Origin of the sequence: Vibrio sp. 10N.247.310.23 (genome assembly GCF_041467155.1) — a bacterium.
GTDB classification, from domain to species: Bacteria; Pseudomonadota; Gammaproteobacteria; order Enterobacterales; family Vibrionaceae; genus Vibrio; species Vibrio crassostreae_C.
Map to the genome: position 1 here is coordinate 22,321 of NZ_JBFSTZ010000009.1, position 17,661 is coordinate 39,981.

General features: G+C 44.1%; 14 protein-coding genes. 7 read left to right on the top strand and 7 right to left on the bottom strand.

Features of this window, described 5'->3' with window-relative positions:
• Positions 1-29: 29 nt before the first annotated feature.
• The 4 genes from AB6D93_RS08725 to deoD all read right to left on the bottom strand — a co-directional run bounded on the left by AB6D93_RS08725 (position 30) and on the right by deoD (position 5,528).
• Positions 30-1,610, bottom strand: a complete 1,581-nt coding sequence (locus AB6D93_RS08725; protein WP_102332722.1) for a GGDEF domain-containing protein — start codon at positions 1,608-1,610, stop codon at positions 30-32.
• Positions 1,610-3,079 carry a hypothetical protein gene (locus AB6D93_RS08730; protein WP_102332721.1) on the bottom strand — a complete coding sequence of 490 codons (1,470 nt, stop codon included), beginning with the start codon at positions 3,077-3,079 and terminating at the stop codon, positions 1,610-1,612. Before AB6D93_RS08730 ends, AB6D93_RS08725 begins: the two co-directional genes overlap by 1 nt.
• Positions 3,080-3,265: 186 nt before the next feature.
• Positions 3,266-4,735: a lactate dehydrogenase gene (locus tag AB6D93_RS08735; RefSeq protein ID WP_017064249.1), complete on the bottom strand. Its 1,470-nt coding sequence runs from the start codon at positions 4,733-4,735 to the stop codon at positions 3,266-3,268.
• A gap of 82 nt (positions 4,736-4,817) precedes the next feature.
• Complete coding sequence (gene deoD, locus AB6D93_RS08740) at positions 4,818-5,528, bottom strand: purine-nucleoside phosphorylase (protein WP_017061880.1); 711 nt, start codon at positions 5,526-5,528, stop codon at positions 4,818-4,820.
• Between the two features lie 346 nt (positions 5,529-5,874).
• On the opposite strand from deoD, the gene AB6D93_RS08745 reads away from it, so the two are divergent.
• Positions 5,875-6,849: a L,D-transpeptidase family protein gene (locus AB6D93_RS08745; protein WP_029235850.1), complete on the top strand. Its 975-nt coding sequence runs from the start codon at positions 5,875-5,877 to the stop codon at positions 6,847-6,849.
• A 157-nt stretch (positions 6,850-7,006) separates the two neighbouring features.
• Here AB6D93_RS08745 and AB6D93_RS08750 read toward each other — a convergent pair whose 3' ends face one another.
• On the bottom strand, positions 7,007-7,273 hold the full coding sequence (locus tag AB6D93_RS08750) for an Lpp/OprI family alanine-zipper lipoprotein (RefSeq protein WP_017064250.1): 267 nt from the start codon (positions 7,271-7,273) through the stop codon (positions 7,007-7,009).
• A gap of 361 nt (positions 7,274-7,634) precedes the next feature.
• Here AB6D93_RS08750 and AB6D93_RS08755 point away from each other — a divergent pair, with 361 nt between their 5' ends.
• The gene (locus AB6D93_RS08755; protein WP_017061883.1) at positions 7,635-8,966 is read left to right on the top strand and encodes a DEAD/DEAH box helicase; all 1,332 of its coding nucleotides are present in this window, start codon (positions 7,635-7,637) and stop codon (positions 8,964-8,966) included.
• A gap of 115 nt (positions 8,967-9,081) precedes the next feature.
• Here AB6D93_RS08755 and AB6D93_RS08760 read toward each other — a convergent pair whose 3' ends face one another.
• A complete protein-coding gene (locus tag AB6D93_RS08760; protein ID WP_102332720.1) occupies positions 9,082-10,329 on the bottom strand; it encodes an SGNH/GDSL hydrolase family protein in 1,248 nt (415 codons plus the stop codon).
• Positions 10,330-10,803: 474 nt separating this feature from the next.
• Here AB6D93_RS08760 and AB6D93_RS08765 point away from each other — a divergent pair, with 474 nt between their 5' ends.
• Together AB6D93_RS08765 and AB6D93_RS08770 are read left to right on the top strand one after the other, a co-directional pair.
• Positions 10,804-11,745: a triacylglycerol lipase gene (locus AB6D93_RS08765; RefSeq protein WP_050547032.1), complete on the top strand. Its 942-nt coding sequence runs from the start codon at positions 10,804-10,806 to the stop codon at positions 11,743-11,745.
• Between the two features lie 38 nt (positions 11,746-11,783).
• Positions 11,784-12,671, top strand: a complete 888-nt coding sequence (locus tag AB6D93_RS08770; RefSeq protein ID WP_102332719.1) for a lipase secretion chaperone — start codon at positions 11,784-11,786, stop codon at positions 12,669-12,671.
• A gap of 107 nt (positions 12,672-12,778) precedes the next feature.
• Here AB6D93_RS08770 and AB6D93_RS08775 read toward each other — a convergent pair whose 3' ends face one another.
• Positions 12,779-14,422, bottom strand: coding sequence for a methyl-accepting chemotaxis protein (locus tag AB6D93_RS08775; RefSeq protein ID WP_102332718.1), 1,644 nt, complete (start codon positions 14,420-14,422; stop codon positions 12,779-12,781).
• A gap of 482 nt (positions 14,423-14,904) precedes the next feature.
• Here AB6D93_RS08775 and AB6D93_RS08780 point away from each other — a divergent pair, with 482 nt between their 5' ends.
• From AB6D93_RS08780 to pstA, 3 genes are all read left to right on the top strand, one after another.
• Complete coding sequence (locus AB6D93_RS08780) at positions 14,905-15,726, top strand: phosphate ABC transporter substrate-binding protein (protein ID WP_017064254.1); 822 nt, start codon at positions 14,905-14,907, stop codon at positions 15,724-15,726.
• Between the two features lie 111 nt (positions 15,727-15,837).
• Positions 15,838-16,767, top strand: coding sequence for a phosphate ABC transporter permease subunit PstC (gene pstC, locus AB6D93_RS08785; RefSeq protein ID WP_017064255.1), 930 nt, complete (start codon positions 15,838-15,840; stop codon positions 16,765-16,767).
• A gap of 15 nt (positions 16,768-16,782) precedes the next feature.
• Positions 16,783-17,646: a phosphate ABC transporter permease PstA gene (gene pstA / locus AB6D93_RS08790; protein WP_048661034.1), complete on the top strand. Its 864-nt coding sequence runs from the start codon at positions 16,783-16,785 to the stop codon at positions 17,644-17,646.
• Positions 17,647-17,661: the final 15 nt, after the last annotated feature.

Consider the following 17,661-nt stretch of genomic DNA (forward strand, 5'->3'; position numbering starts at 1 on the left):
GTTGGCCTAAGCTACAGAGCTATATCCCACTACTCTGTACACACTTGATTACGGCCGTTGGCTTTAGCTCGGTATAGCGCTTTATCCGCACGGTAGAAGGTGCGTTGAGTATTCTCTCCGTCACGATGCAAAGTGATACCAATACTCACGGTCAAACCGCGCTCCCCAAGTATTTCATGCCATCCAAATTGGAAGATGCGCTCTCGATAATTTTCAGAGTGCATTTCTGCCTTCGGAAGATCAGTGTTCTCTAGAATGACGAGGAACTCTTCTCCACCAAATCTGACACATGACGCGCCTCTAAACTTAAAGTATGAACGTAGCTCTTGAGACACACTAACAATCGCTTTATCGCCCACTAAGTGACTCAGTTCATCATTGATAGACTTGAAGTGGTCAATATCAATAACCATCAGCGCGAAAGAGGTATCGTGCAGCAGCATGTCTTTCAGTTTCACATCTAACCAGCGACGGTTGTGTAACCCTGTCAATGGATCGGTGAATACGTCTTGTTGAAGCTGAGCAACCGCATTCTTGTGTTGTTCCGTTGTCTCTTTCAGCTCTTTGTTTTCTTGTTCAGAGAGAATGAGTTTGAGTTGTAATTCAAAACGGGACAGGCGGCGTAGTTGGCTTGCACCGAGTTCACTGATCGGGATCTGCTTCATCAGATCGGTTTCAATTCGGTAGCCTTTTTTCTCATAGCTTAGCGCTTCTTGAAAACGCCCTTGATTCATACACACATCACTCAGCGAATCGTAGAATCGTTTTGCAAGTACTGGCGATGAGTAGGCTTTCACGCGTTTGTCTGTGCTCGACAAAATCATGCTCGCGTAGTCTTGCTTGCCGGTTGCACTTAGGCAATGTGAGAGCTCTAGACGAGTCATGGTCGCGAGCCAGCTTGCTTGAGTGCTGTTGGCTGGGTATTGAACCTTGGACAGACAGCGTAGCGCTTCATGGTATTTTTTCTTAGCGCGCAGAACTTTCGCTTGGTAAAGCAATATTTGGGCTGTGAGCAACTTGTCACTCACCAAAATACTCAGTTCTTCGCACTCATTCAGTAAATCGCTGGCTGCTGTAATGCGATTGAGTAGAAGTAGGCTTGCTACCATATGCAGCTTGAATTTGAGACGAAGTGAGCGACTGCTTATCGCATGGTCTATGCTGCTGATTTTTTGGTAGTAACGAAGTGCTCTGTTGTGATCGCCATAGGAATCACACAGGTTGCCCATGCCTAAAATAGCTAATACATACTCATCGATATGACCGTGTTCAACCGCGATAGTCGACGAACTGACGAATTCATTGAGTGCTGAGGTGTAATCACCAGTTTCAACTAAGCGGTCACTTAAACTGGTTTTGACTGTCAGAATATCTTCGATATCGGCAGGAAGGTGGAGCAGATCGAGTGCTCGTCTCAACTCTTCGATACTGGTTTGATTTTGTTGTAACTCGGCACGGTATTCAGAGCTAATGATATAGCAGTGCGCTTGCTCTGTTTGCGTTGTCGAAACGTGCTGACGAATGTGGTTCCAGAAGATGATCGCTTCTTCACCTGATACTGATGAAGGGTCTAAACCGGCGTCTGTGATCTTGCTTAATAGAGTTTCCATTATTCTATTACCTCAGCATCGTCTTCTTCGAGTTGTTCAAGCGTGAACGGGAACGTCAAAATATCATTGAGGCTGACGCTTGGTTTCGAACCTTTTAATCCTTTTCTATGCCATGGATAGATATCGAGCATGGTGCTGAGAGTTTGGAAGGTTTGCTCTGCGGCTTCGCCTTTTTCGGAAAGCATAAGGGCCACACGTTCAGAACTTAGTCTTGCAATGAAGTCATTCTGGTTACATAAAGCATGAGCAATCTCGGTGCAAACATCTAAGTAATCAGTATCGACATGATGGAACATAATGATGCTGTGGTTCGAGCGTTTAAGCTCTGTCTTGAACAGCACCAACTTTTCCCACCAAAAGGTTTCAGAGACAACGTAAGAGAGGTGCTTTTCAGGATCGTACTCGTGCTGGCCGCGAATACGGTTAATCAGTTTTCGTGCTCTCTGTTCAAGCTGGCGTTTTGAACTGCGCGCTTTATCTAACCCAACACGTGTCGTTTGCTCTTTGAGCATGCCGATAGAATATTGACGGTACTTTTTAAAGGCGACGAGCGCGGCTTGGAAGTCTTGGTTTTCTTCCGCTACCAAAGATTGTTGGTAACAGATTTGGCTTAGCAACTCCCCATTATCGAACTCGTTTGCGGATTGCTCAGCGAGCCTCAGTAATTCCGCCGCTTGTTCTGGTCTTTTTCTCAGGAGCTCCAATCTAGCTCGGCTGATGTATGAGTGCGCCTTCATCCAAACTAGGTTGTGTTTAACTGCCAGATTGTGCGCTTTGGCCGTGGCGCGCTCCGCGTCATCTAAGCGTTCAAGACCAAGTAGGGCAAGGCCTCGAAAGTCCCATACCTCTGCATGCCAAGTGTTATCTTTATGGTCTTTTAATGCTTCTTCTGCACCGTCCAATACCGACAGCATTTCAACATAGTTGTTGAGCAGGTAGTAATCCCACGCAAGCAGTATTCTGGCTTTACCCTCTAACCAACCAATGCGGCTGTTGTTAGCAACTTTAACGGCAAGCTGGTGGGTAGAACGTGCAAGTTTATATTCGTGGGTCATCCGCCAAATATTGCCAAGGCCAATGAGGCATTCAATTTGAATTTCGACTTCATCAACCAACGCGGACTGCTCTAAAGCATTGATCCAGAACTGTTGGGCGGAATAGTACTTGGCTTGTCCCCAGAACTGGAGCGCGTGTAAATGGAGGATTTCGGGCAGAAAAAGATCGGTATCTAATCGGCTTTGGCGCTTGTAGGCTTCCTTGATGTATTTTAAACCTTTTTGGTAATCCATCAGGTTCCAGCTACATCTTGCCATTAACATTAATGACTGGATGGCACCCTCTTCAAACAGAACTTGCTCTGATCGGACTAGGCACTGTTGGGCAATCTCTAGGATCACCGATGGCTCAGAGTCGACTCGAGTTTTGAGTTTTTCTAATTCTGTTTCAAGAAGGTACTGATTTTTGTCCAAGACTTACATCCATGATTATCGAACATATTGATAACACAATCATTATAAGAGTGTAATTTGAGATAAGCACCAATTATCTTTCGTAGAGCGTCAAAGGAACATCGATCTTTTCTAATTATGGGTGTTACCTCATGTTGTCGCTTTAAAATCAATGAGTTCCCGAATAATTACCTAGAGGCTTTGTTGCTATGAAAGTAGTTGCTTTAGAGTTAATGGCAGCTCCGCTACGCCTAAGCGTTGTGCTGCCGTGAGCCCTTGCTTATCTTGGTAGCACAGATTGTGCCAAGCTCTAAATATGTCGAGCAATGGAAGAATGCCCCCAGGACGAAGCTTACGTCTGGGCTCATTAATAAAGCTATCAAATAACAACTGAAAGCGCTGTTGATAGAACTTAGTTTGTTGAATTGAGGCTGTGTTAAACCACTGTTTTGGTTCTGGATTGTTACCGGTTAGGTAGCAGATACCTTTCTGGTTATCACCCTGATTGGCAATAGCCCAGCGATCTCGCCACCAACTCATGTGAACGATGTCGATCTTTTCAAAACTTTGGTCGTCTTGCCAGCCTGAATCTTCTTCGACATACATGAGGTCAATATTTTGACTCTGAATGCGCGGCAAACATACACTTAAAGCGGCAGATCTTAGTAATGGATCTTGTGGCATATAGATGGCGACATGCTTGTCTTCGTTACACATATCCAACACATGTAAGAAGTGAGCATAAGAGGTATAAGGCGGTCGAATGAGAGCGCCTTTTGAAGGGTAACTAAATGTGGTGAGGTTACCCATAGGGTCCTCAACGTTACCTCTCGCAAGAATCACTTGGTACTGCTGTTCAATGCGCTCTTTTAGTTTGTCAGAGGGCTGAGGCAGTTCGAGATTTGCTTCTGAAGAGTGCTCTTTGGATACAAATCGTGCCACATCATCATAAGGGTTATGGTCGACGTTTCCTGATGGTTCTTCATTTTGAGAGTAGTTAACGTGTTGGCAAAGTATATAGCCAGAATGCGCCTCGCCCGTCGCTATCCACACCACACCGTTGTTACTTTGTGGTTGCAGACGCTGGTAGTGAGATGCGAACTCGTAATCTTTCGCATGGTTAACCCATCGTGCATCGATCATCGCTAATTTACGACGACAACGGCTCGCGATATGGTCAACATGATCATAGAAAGTCTTTGGGTTGATCTCTAATTTTCGGCAGATTTCACGTACGGAATAGCCCATGAACAGTAAGCCCATGAGGTTCTCTTGAAATTGGAGTTTTTTATTGGATCCAGACCATTTATCAACGAAGGTTGTTTGGCAGTCTTTGCATCGATAACGCTGCCTGTCGCCACTGTAGCCGAAGGCATGATAAAGATGTTTATGGGTATGAACCGATAAGCCGAAGTTATCGCAATCATCATTACGACAAGCAGGGAGCCCGTCGCTGTGAAGTTGTCTTAAGCGATGAAGTTCGCTTAACACTTCACGATTGTTAAGTAAGGGGGGGAAAGCTCCACATTCACGACAAACCATCGCTGGACGCTTAGGGTTCGCGTGTTGCAAAACATACCGTTTTGCATCGCTCAAGCCAAAGTTGTCACACGCCAATGTTTTACAAAAGTTGAGTTGCAAACCATCCGCATCTTTTGGCAGCTTGTCGTTAGACACGATCTCCCCCTCGGGATTATTTGAGCAGCCAAGCGAGCCTGGCTGCGGGGTAACGCTTTTCAATGTATCTTTTATCAAATCGTTAGATGTTGATTGCTGTCTCTAGAGCAACTTTCATCATGTCGTTGAAAGACTTTTGACGCTCTTCAGAACTTAGTTTTTCACCACGGATGATGTGGTCAGATACTGTTAGGATAGTTAGTGCTTTAGCACCAAGGTCTGCAGCAACGCCGTAGATACCAGCCGCTTCCATATCAACACCTAGGATGCCTAGCTTTTCCATTTTTTCGAAAAGGTCAGCTTCTGGAGTGTAGAAAAGGTCTGCAGAGAATACGTTACCAACTTTAACTGGAACTTCTTGTGCACGAGCTTGGTTTACTGCTTCTTCTAGAAGACCGAAATCAGCGATAGCAGCGAAGTCGTGGTTGTTGAAACGAATGCGGTTTACTTTTGAGTCAGTAGATGCACCCATGCCGATAACAACGTCCATTAGTTTAACGTCGTCACGTACCGCGCCACAGCTACCTACACGAATAACGTTTTTCACGCCGAACTCAGCGATTAGCTCGTGTACGTAGATGCAGCATGATGGGATACCCATACCGTGGCCCATTACAGAAACTTTCTTACCTTTGTAAGTGCCTGTGTAGCCAAACATGTTGCGAACGTCACAAACTTGCTTCACGTCATCAAGGAATGTTTCTGCAATGTATTTTGCGCGAAGCGGGTCGCCCGGCATAAGTACTGTTTCTGCGAAATCACCAGCTTGAGCATTAATATGAGGTGTAGCCATGGTCGTTCTCCAAAGTTTAAACGGTAATTATAGGAACAGGATTTAATCAATTACCGATTCTGTTGAATTGAATTCGTTTTGTTGAGGCAATATTAGCGAGTTAGAACGTGGATCCATGAGACTTTAGTCACAAAACAGGTCTGCCATTATAGTTTTATTAATATTGATAACTAAATCTGTTGAAAGCGTAAAGGCAATCGATTTTGTATGGGTTAATTGCAAGCGAATGAGAGGAAAAGGCCCACACATAAACTTGTTGTCTATCAGTTTCGAGACAACAATACGTTGTAGAGACGTTTGATCAGAGATAATCTAAACTTTGATAAAAGACAAACCAAGGATTTGTATGTCGCATTGCGCTAACTCGACGCCTTTGCCGTCAATGAAAACACGACTTCACAGGGCGGTGTCGCTTGTTGTAAGAACTACTTTGCTTGCCAGCGGGATAGCTTCATCGTGGGTGTCTGCTGCAACCTTTGAATTGCCACCAACGGAAAGCCGCATTGTGGGCAGAATCCAGCAGCATGAAGTGGCGGCGGGCGAAACCTTGGCCATCATTGCCAAGCAATACGATATTGGTTTTCTCTCTTTAATGGCAGCCAACAAAGGGGTGGATCCTTTTCTTCCCGCGGAAGGCTATGTGTTAAGCATTCCAAGCCGCTTGATTTTGCCTGACACCCCAAGAAAGGGGATTGTCATCAATCTTGCTGAGTTAAGGTTGTATTACTTTGAGCCTGAGAAAAATCAGGTGCATGTTTTCCCTGTCGGCATCGGTCGAGTGGGGCGTGATACTCCCGAGATGATCACCAAGATAAGCCAAAAAAGACCGAATCCAACATGGACGCCACCAAATTCAATCCGCAACGAGTATCTTGAAAAGGGCATTGAATTACCGAGAGTGGTTCCTGCCGGGCCGGAAAATCCATTGGGAGAGTACGCTTTGAGGCTTGCTTATGGCGCTGGCGACTATTTGATCCATGGTACAAACAAAGATTTCGGGATAGGTTTACGAGTTAGCTCTGGTTGTATCCGAATGGAACCTAAAGACATTGAGTGGCTGTTTGAGCAAGTGAACCGTGGTGAACAGGTCACCATTATCAATGAGCCGATTAAGGTGTCATTAGAGCCTGATAGAAGTGTGTTTGTAGAAGCGCACGAGCCATTAACTCGAAGTGATGGTTCAAAGAAATCATTACAGATCCCTGTGGAACTAAAATGGTGGCTTGAAGACGCAGAACTGCCAAATTCAAAGGCGAAAGCGGTTATCTTTGCTCAAAACGGCGTACCTGTAGAGATAGCACCACCTGTGATTGAGTTTTAATTCGATTGCCTCTTCTGCAACAAGGGGCGGTTTTATCTTGTTTACTCGCATTAGTGTCACCCAAAAAAAGCACCACATCCGATAAGAAGTGGTGCTGTCTATATACTGCTTTTTGCGACTTATTTAATCTACAGCTTAATCGCGATTAGATCTCAAACTACTTAGTGTAAGACTCAGCGATGTTGTCGATACGGTCGTTAGCACGGTCCGCTTCTTCTTTCGCTGCCATTGCGGCTGCTTCTGCTTCTTGAGCCTTCATTTCTGCGGCTGCTTTGTCACTCTTAAGTGCTTCAACTTCGCTTGTTAGTTGAGCGACTTGGTTAGTTAGTTGATCCATTTCTGACACTGCAGCTTCTTCTGGCTCTGAAGAACAACCGGCTAAAATGAAAACTGATGCTGCAGCTGCGATTAACGTCTTATTCATAAGAACTCCTTGCTTATTTATCATCAAAAGATGCGCTATACATTCTTTATCATATAGTCGCTTCATTAATGATTGTAGCGACTAATTTTTTAACTGCAAAAACAATAACTAAAGAAATTGCTAAATTTTTGAGTTAATTAGCTAAGTATCACGTTGTGTCTCATTTATGAGATGAAGGATTTAGAGACGACTTGAAGGTGTTTTTGGAGAGCTATCCCTTTGCTAGCAATGCATACGTTGTTCTAGCTAAAGATAGATAAAGGGATAAATTTACTGTGATCTCTATCCTTATAAAGTACTTTCGCGGTATCATGTCACGTTAAATTAATTTTATTCAATACCATCATGACTGGAGAGTCCTTTGCACTTTAAAGATTTAGGCTTAGATAACCGCTTACTGAAGAACTTAAAACATTACGACTTCAAGAAGGCGACAGAGATCCAATCAAAAGCGATCCCTGTTGCTATTGCTGGTAAGGATCTATTGGCTTCATCAAAAACGGGATCAGGAAAAACATTGGCGTTTGTGTTGCCAATGATACATAAAGCATTAAAAACAAAAGCGTTTTCTGCTAAAGATCCTCGTGGTGTAATTTTGGCTCCTACTCGTGAGCTAGCGAAGCAAGTTTACGGCGAACTGCGTAGCATGCTTGGTGGTCTGTCTTATGAAGCGGCGCTTATCTTAGGTGGTGAGAACTTTAACGACCAAGTTAAAGCACTGCGTAAGTACCCTCGTTTTATCGTTGCGACTCCAGGCCGTCTTGCTGACCACCTAGAACATCGTTCATTGTTCCTAGATGGTGTTGAAACGCTAATCCTTGATGAAGCGGACCGTATGCTTGATCTGGGTTTCGCTCCAGAACTTCGTCGCATTGCCAATGCAGCTAAACACCGTCGTCGTCAAACGTTGATGTTCTCTGCAACGTTAGATCACGCTGAAGTAAATGGCATTGCAAATGAAATGCTAGACGCACCTAAGCGTATCTCTGTTGGTGTTTCTAACGAGCAACACTTAGATATCACACAGAAATTCTACTTATGTGATCACCTAGATCACAAAGAAGCGATTTTAGACCGTGTACTGGAAGAAGCTGAATACCGTCAGGTAATGATCTTCACAGCAACACGCGCTGATACTGACCGTTTAACAGATAAGTTGAACGAGAAGAAGCTTAAAGCGGTAGCACTGAGTGGTAACCTAAACCAAACGCAACGTAATGCTATTATGAGCCAGTTCGAGCGTGCGGTTTACAAGATCTTGGTAACTACCGATGTTGCTTCACGTGGTATTGATATTCCAAACGTGAGCCACGTTATCAACTTTGATATGCCTAAGCATACGGAAGAGTACGTGCACCGTGTAGGTCGTACTGGCCGTGCGGGTAACAAAGGCGATGCGATTTCTTTGGTTGGTCCAAAAGACTGGGACAGCTTCAAGCGTGTTGAGCTTTACCTTCAACAAGATCTTACTTTCTCTGTGCTTGAAGGCCTAAAAGGTAAGTTCAAAGGTATTAAACCTCGTAAACCTGCGTTTGCTAAAGGCGGTCCTGCTAAGAAGAAGACCAACACTCAAGCGAAGAAAACGCCGAAGAAACCAGTTAAGCGCGATAAGAGCTTCCACCAAAATGTGGCAGTGGGTGATACCGTGTTTATCCCTAAGAAGAAAGTCGCACCAAAAGTGGACGACGAGTAATCACCAGCCAGTTTTAAAGCGTTTGCTAGTAAAACTGACATAAATAAAAACCGCCAATATTAGGCGGTTTTTTTGTATCTCGACCTTGGCTCAGCCATTACTTTTCGATATTTAGTTAGAAATTGAACGTCGAGAACGAATACGCCAAGATGTGGTCGGCAATGTATTTATGAGTAGCTGTAGTTGGGTGTGTCACGCCCCAAAATACATAACTGTCTGAACCATAGGTGGCACAGTCATTGGTTAAGCTGTGGCTTCGCAAGTAGTCCGCGGCTGAGCTTCGATTGATATTAAGACAAGCATCACTCGCGTTTCGAAAGCCATGTTGTTCTGGGTTATCGGTAATGCTGGCGAACAACGCACTTGCATCGAACAACACCACGTTTTTCCCCATACCTTGGTAATACTCGGCTTGAGCTTTGATGAACTGGTTGAATTCTAAGATCTTGCCACGAACTTTTATTATCTCTTGTTCGGTAGAGTATTTGAATTGAGGGGCTTTGGTTGCATCGGGTAAGGTGAACAGCAGGATATTGTTCGCACCAGATTCTGTTAAGCGGATCAGCGCGCTGCTAAAGTCAGCCTTTACATCGGCGACTTCTCGGTTGTAATTCATGAAGTCATTGAGGCCAAACTCTAAAGTAAACAGTGAGTTTTCCGGACGATAGTTTTTGGCGACTTTCATGTAGGTCAGATAAGAGGTGACTTGATCATAAACACCAGTCAATGCCACGTATTGGTTGGTACCTGCGGCGCCACCCACAGCCCAGTTATACAGAGGGACATCTTTCGCTTTTGCTAAATACTCCGTCCAGACTAAACCATTCGAAAAGTGCCCTAAAAACCACGAATCTGCGTTCGGAAAAACCCATTGTGAGCCATTAAATAGATTACCAGTGTCGGACAGGCTATCACCAAAGGTGACAATACGATTGATGCTACTGGCTTGAAAAGCGTTGTCGTTGGTCCAGATTGAGTGGTTGTAAGAGAAGCGATTATCTGCGGCAAAGTAGGTGATGTCAGCGGCGTCATGTTGGATGTCGAGCGTCTGTTCGCAACGCTGTTTGATTTCAGATTGAGGCGCATCACTGTAGAACATGTTTTTGAAAGAAACAGAAGACCACCAATATCCGTTGATCGTGTAGTAATCACCACTCTCTTTCTTTGCCCACTTCCAGTCGGTGGCTGGGGAATCATGAGAGGCATCGGTTCGATACCAACATCTAACATATGAATAGGTCTCTGAGCCTTGTGCACTGAGTACTTGTGCAGATGTAATCGATTCAGGTGTTGGTATTGAGTCTTCAGCGGCATAAGCGCCAAAAGGCAGGGCTAACGTGAGTATTAAAGCCGTATTTTTCATCACTGTATTCTCTTTTATATTTAGATGAGCCAAACAGAAACGCTGTTGCTTGATAAGTGGATAAGTGGATAAGTAAATAACTGGTACGACCTATATCTAAAATCAATAATTAGCGTCAATACATTCAGGGTTGTGGTGTGTCGTTAATGGAATAAGCATCAAGTTATCAACGAGTTTTGGTTGAAAAATACCTGTTTCCAAACGGTTATTTGTCGAATAATTTTGGTTTATTGAGAATGTTGAATTGATATTTGAGTCGGGATATTGAAAGAACAATCTCATCAACCTTAGTTAAATGTTAATTTAATCAATTGCTTATGTTTTTTTCTCCTGATTCTGTTTGCCTGATGTTCATCGCACCTGTTTAATTCAAGTTCGCCATCACAAATATGAAGTCGTTACTTTCTGTTTTATAAAATCATCATCTACGGTTCTTTTACTCATCAGAGGTCTAATCTGTTTAAGGAAAGAGCATTGAAAAAGATATTAATTTGGACGATAGCCTGCCTATCCAGTTTTGGTGTATATGCCGGAACGAGCGCATCAGCATTAGAAGCCAGCGGATACACTGAAACGAAATACCCCATTATGTTGGTACATGGTCTGTTTGGTTTCGATACATTAGCGGGCGTTGACTATTTCTATGGCGTACCTGAATCCCTAACCAAAGATGGCGCGAACGTATATGTCGCTCAGGTCTCTGCAACCAACAGTTCAGAGGTCCGTGGTGAACAGTTACTCAGCCAAGTTGAAACGCTGTTAGCTGCAACAGGAGCAAGTAAGGTGAATCTGGTTGGTCATAGCCACGGTGGGCCTACGGCTCGTTATGTTGCGTCAGTTCGACCTGATCTTGTTGCTTCAGTGACCAGTATTGGCGGTGTGCATAAAGGTTCTAAGGTCGCTGATCTCGTTCGAGGGAACGTATCTGAAGGCTCTGTCACAGAAGGTATCGCGGTTAAATTAGCAGGTGGATTAACGACACTGATTAACCTTTTATCTGGTGGAACGGATCTCGACCAAGACGGCCTCGCTTCTCTTGAAGCATTGACCACAGAAGGCTCGCTAGCCTTCAACCAGTTTTACCCTGAGGGCGTTCCGACGTCTGAGTGTGGCGATGGTGAGTGGCAAGCAAGTAACGGCGTTTATTACTATTCATGGACAGGGTCTTCCACTTTTACCAACCTTCTTGATCCTACCGACGGAGCGATGACAATCCTAGGCTTAGCCTTCAACGAACCTAATGATGGCTTAGTAGGAGCATGCAGCGCGCATTTGGGCAAAGTGATTGGTGATGATTACAAAATGAACCACCTAGATGAGATTAATGGGTTATTGGGAATTCACCACTTGTTTGAGACAGATCCTGTAACACTATATCGTCAGCATGCCAATCGATTGAAGTTGGCTGGCTTGTAGTCTGCAAAGCCGTTTAATAAGAAAACAAGGGAAGTATGATGAAAAAGACCGCCATTTTGTCGATAACCACGATAGCCCTGATGAGCACAGCGGCGGTCTTTTTATATCTAAATAATCAAGATACACATACTGACGACGAACAACGCGTCTCCTCATTGAAAGTCACCTCTCAGCAAGATACCGACATCGATAACGCATCAGCAAAAGACATGATGGAATATTTCGTGTCAGGTAATACAGAATTAACCCTTGAAGGTATTCGAGACAACGTGGCGAAACACCACGAACAATCATCAACAACCGTGGTTGATGAAGCACTGTTTGCCAAATATCTTGAGTATAAGTCGGCACTGACATCGTTGGACGTGCAGTTCGGTACCACATCCATTTCCGCTGATGATCTACGTGCACTCAATCAAGCGCTCCTTGACCTCCAAGCTCAGTTTTTCAGTGAGAGCGAGATAAGTATTCTGTTTACGCACGACAACAGAATGAGAGAAATCGCCTTAGAAAAGTTACTTCTGAAACAGGAGGGATTAGAGGATGAAGAATACCAACAAAGACTCGAATCCTATCTATCTGAGCAACCTGATTATGTTCAGTCGAGTCACCAGAATCAGGTGTTACTCCAACAGCTCTCTAGCTCTGAAGGTCTCGATGAACAGGGTAAATACTTAAAGAGAAGCGAACTTGTCGGTGAAGAAGCAACCCAGAGACTTGAAGCACTTGATAAACAAAGAGCGGCCTTTGAAGACTCGTTAGAGGTCTACTTCGCAGAACGAAATGATGTCTTGAAAGATTCATTCCTATCAAAAACCGAACAACAAGAGAAGATTGCGCAACTTAGGACTGAACATTTCCTACCAGAACAGCTTAGAAGGGTAGAAGCGATTGAAAGAATTCGAGCGGCTGAATCTCGTCAGTAGTGTCTAAAAGCGAAAAACCAGCCATGATGGCTGGCTTTTTGTTTATCGGCGAGTTCTAAAGAGCATACAGCCTGAATCTGTTTGCCTTGAACTTCGTACCTTGAAGCCTATACCTTAAAGTAATCCAACTGCTGCTTCTGTTGTTCTGCTAGGTTAGAAAGCTCGTGGCTTGCTGCAGCGGCTTGAGTAATGCCGGTAACGTTTTGGCTTACTAGGCTGTAGATGTTTGAGATGTTACGGTTGATGTCTGAGGTTACTTGGCTTTGCTCTTCGGCGGCAGAGGCAACCTGAGTGTTAATCTCAGTCATGTCCGTTACCGAGTTAGCAATGCCTGAAAGCGCCGCGCTTACTTCACCTGCAAGAGTTTGGTTGTGTTCCAGCATAGATAATGAGCTGCTCATGCTTTCATTCGCGTTACCGGATTGAACCTGCAAACCTTCTATGATGGTTTGGATCTCTTTGGTTGAATCTTGTGTACGTGCCGCTAGCATTCGAACTTCATCAGCAACCACTGCGAAACCACGACCGCTTTCACCTGCACGAGCGGCTTCGATTGCTGCGTTAAGCGCCAGCAGGTTAGTTTGTTCAGAGATACTTTGAATCACCTCAATCACTTTACCAATCTGTTCAGAGTGCTCTTTTAGCGTGCCCACAACATTTGCAGCTTCGCTTAGCTGAATCGCCATCTGTTCGTTAGCTTTGTTGCTTTCATTAAACAAGCTCATGCTGTGTGTCGCCATTTCGTCAGCTTGCTTAGACGCTGAGTCGGCTTGTACTGCGTTCTCATTAACGTGTGCTGCTGTGCTTTCTAATTGGTTTACAGCAGAAGCAACTTGTTCTACTTCTTGCTTTTCTTGGTCTGAATTAACGCTCGATTGTGTCATTACTGCTGCTAGCTCTGTCGACGCAGAAGCCACTTCGATACTGATTCGAGACAGCGAGCTTACCGTGTCACGCAGCTGTTCAACAGACTGGTTTACGTCTTGCGCTAGGCGTGAGATTTCGTTGTCGCCATACTCTTCTGCTTTAACTAACAAGTTACCTTTTGCCACTTCGCGCATGGTTGCTTGAATATTGCTGATCGGCTTAACAATGATGCCAGCCAGCGTCCAACTGATAATTAGAGCTACAGATAGGATCACTAGAAGCGCAATGGTTGCGGTATCGAGTGTGCTGGTGTGTTGCTGACCATTGATGTCGACTTCTTGAGTCGCAAGCAGATTCAACTTTTTAGAAAGCGTGTTGATCGCTTGCACCATGTCATTACCCGCGTGTCGGTATTGGTCGATTGCGATCTGGTAGCGGTTTTCAAAATCTGAAGAGAGTGATGTATCGCCGTGTTTCGCTCTTAATAGAGGAAGCATGGTGGTGCGAGAAAAGTCGACATAGTGATTCATCGCTTTGTTCATCGCGGCCACTTCATCTTGCATGCCTGGCACTGTGTCTAATGAATTCAGTAGGCGAGTATTTTGGTCGCGTTTTTGGTTTAGTGTTTCAACCAGTGTTTTTACGTCATCAGCATTGAATAGACTGTAAATCGCTTTGATGCGCATGCCATAGCTGTTGTCGACGATTTCGCTTAGTTCTTCTTTATGTAAGATTAATTGGTCGGTCGCTACTGATACATCTTTGAATGCACTTTCTAGCTTTTCACTACCGATAATGACACCGGCTAAAAGTAAAACGACGGAAAATAGTACGGGTATAAGAATTTGTATTTTGATTGATAAGCCACTGAGAAGTTGGCGCATGTAATGTCCTTCTTGAATAAAACAAATAGATGAGAATTATTATTATTATTAGAATTAGTTGGCGATTCTAACTAATGAGACTGACAATTCAATCAGTAAAGGCTTTGATTTCGTTATATGCGATAGGTATTTGATATAGATGGTTGTTTATTGTTCTAAATGGCGATAAAGGTGGATCTTTTTATCCATCGTGTTAGGGCTAATTGATTGATAAATAGAGAAATATATTGGTTAGTATTCGATATAAATAGGGAAGGAAATCTAGCTTTTTGGTGCTCAAACGATGGTGAGACCTGCATTCACTAACTGCATCTGATGGGGACGCGACTATCAATTCATCGAGTAGGAGAGAAATTAGCCATTAATTTGTAGTTGTCATATAGGCTTCAATTAAGTGAAACACAACTGTCACATTCGGATTCTAAAGTAGGCCTCGTTCAAGCAAAACATTACGGCAATAACGCCACTAAAGGAAATTTGTGATGAAAAAGACAGTTATCGGTGCAATCGCACTACTAGGCGCTCTAACAGTGAATACAGCTTCAGCTAAAGAAACTATCTCTGTAGTTGGCTCTAACAGTGCTTCTCCACTGGTTGAAGTTTTTGCAGAAACCTACATGAATAAAGGCGAACCAGTGTTCATCGAAATTCAAGCACCAGGTTCTTCTGCAGGCATCAAAGCAGCAAAAAATGGAAGTGCTGACCTTGGTATCTCTTCTCGTGACCTAAAAGAAGAAGAGAAAACAGCTGACCTGAAAGAGCTAGTTATCGCTCGTGACGGTATCGCAGTTGTTGTTAACCCGAACAACGAAGTATCTGCTCTTACTGCTGAGCAAATCACTTCAATCTACAAAGGCGACATCACTAACTGGAAAGATGTTGGCGGCGCTGATAAACCAATCGTAGCAATCACTCGTGATACTGCATCAGGTACACGTGGTGCATTCGAAGACATCATGAAGCTTAAGAAGAAGATTGGCGATAAGAAAGTATCGGCTATCTCTCAACGTGCACAAGTTGCAAACGGTAACGGCGCACTTAAAGTTTCTGTAGCAAGCAACCCATACGCTATCGGCTTTATCTCTCTAGGTACAGTTGACGAATCTGTTCAAGCTCTAACTATCGACGGCGCTGCTGCGACTGTAGACAACGTTAAGAACGGTTCTTACAAAGTTGCTCGTCCATTCCTAGTTCTTTACAAAGCAGGCGCTCCAACAGCTGAAACTCAACAATTCCTAGATTGGATGGTTGCAGATGAAGCTCAAGCTATCGCTGGTAAGAAAGGCTACATCACAGTTAACTAATCTTAACTGACTCAATCTTAATTATTGCTCAGCCTGCTTTAGGCTGAGCCTTTTCTTTCAACTTTGTTTATTTCGAGCTCTTATTGAGCCACAAAGTTTGAGATTTTATATATGACCATCGCAAATAGTGAAAAGCTTATGAATACTGAAGCGACTCAAATCAACAAGCCAAGTCTACGTGCTAAGAAGCGCATCGACTGGAGAGAAAGAATCTTCCACGGCTTGTTCTTATCGAGTGCTGTAATCGGCATCGTATCACTAGCCGTTATCGCTTACTTTATCGTTGCAGAGAGTATCCCTGCATTCCAAGAGGCCGGTGTTTCTGGCATCGTTCTGGGTGTTGACTGGTTACCTCCAGCTCTATTCGGTGTTGCAACCATGATTGTTGCATCGATTGTTTCGACACTTGGAGCTGTAGTTGTTGGTGTGCCAGTTGGTGTATTAACCGCTATTTTTATTGCTGAGATTGCTCCAAAGCGTCTTGCAGATATTATTCGACCAGCAGTTGAGCTTCTAGCGGGTATCCCGTCGGTAGTTTACGGCTTCTTCGGTCTAGTAATTATCGTTCCAATGATTCAAAACGTTTTCCAAGTACCAGCGGGTAACACTATCCTGGCGGGTATCATTGTTCTGGGTATCATGATTCTTCCTACCGTTATCACGGTTTCTGAAACTTCGATTCGTGCGGTACCTCGTACATACAAAGAAGGTTCACTTGCACTGGGTGCTTCGAAAATCTACACGATTTTTAAGCTACTCGTTCCTGCTGCACGTTCAGGCATTATGACTGGTGTGATTTTGGGTATCGGCCGCGCACTTGGCGAAACGATGGCAATCATCATGGTTATGGGTAACGCGCCAGCAATGCCAGAAGGCATTTTGGACTCTGCTCGTACGCTAACAGCAAACATTGCAATTGAAATGTCTTACGCAAGTGGCGTTCACGCTAACGCACTGTACGCAACAGGTGTTGTACTTCTAGTGTTCATCATGATGTTAAATGGTGCTCTACTTTATCTTAACCGTGAAAAAGCGAAGTAGGCGAGGATAAGTAATATGGATCGCGTAAAACTAAAACAAGCACGTCAAATCAAAGATAACATCCTAAAAGGTTTTATCTGGGCAGCTGCAGCTGTAACCGTTGGTTTCTTATTCTGGATTATTTGGTACATCCTATCGAACGGTCTGCAATACGTAGATTGGAACTTCATCACTGACGATTACACTCGTACTGGTGAAGAACGTGGTATTTTCCCAATGATCATTGCCACGATCTACATGGTAATCGCATCGATTGCGGTAGCCGCGCCACTGGGCATCATGACGGCGATATACTTAACTGAATATGCGAAAGTAGGTAGCCGATTGGTGAAAGTGATTCGATTCTGTACTGAGTCGTTAGCTGGTATCCCATCGATCATCTTTGGTCTGTTCGGTATGACCTTCTTTGTTTCGATTCTTGGTCTTGGCTTCTCGATTCTGTCGGGTGCACTAACGCTAAGTATCCTGATTCTTCCTGTAATCATTCGTACTACAGAAGAAGCATTGATGGCAGTGCCACAAACTTACCGCGAAGGCTCATACGGCCTTGGCGCTTCAAAAATCTACACTATCTGGCGTTTGATCTTACCAAGCGCAATGCCAGGTATCTTAACTTCGGTCATTCTTAGTATTGGTCGTGTAATTGGCGAATCAGCACCTGTATTTTTAACAGCAGGTATGGTGGCACGTGTTCCTGAGTCGGTATTCGATTCTGGCCGTACACTAACGGTTCACCTATATAAGCTGACAACAGAGCTATTTACTATCGATGAATGGAACCAAGCCTACGGCACGGCGACAGTCCTAATCGTACTGGTTCTCTTGATCAACATGGTTACAAAACTGATTGCGAGACGCTTCAACACGGCAACTTACTAAGCTCATTAGCTGGCT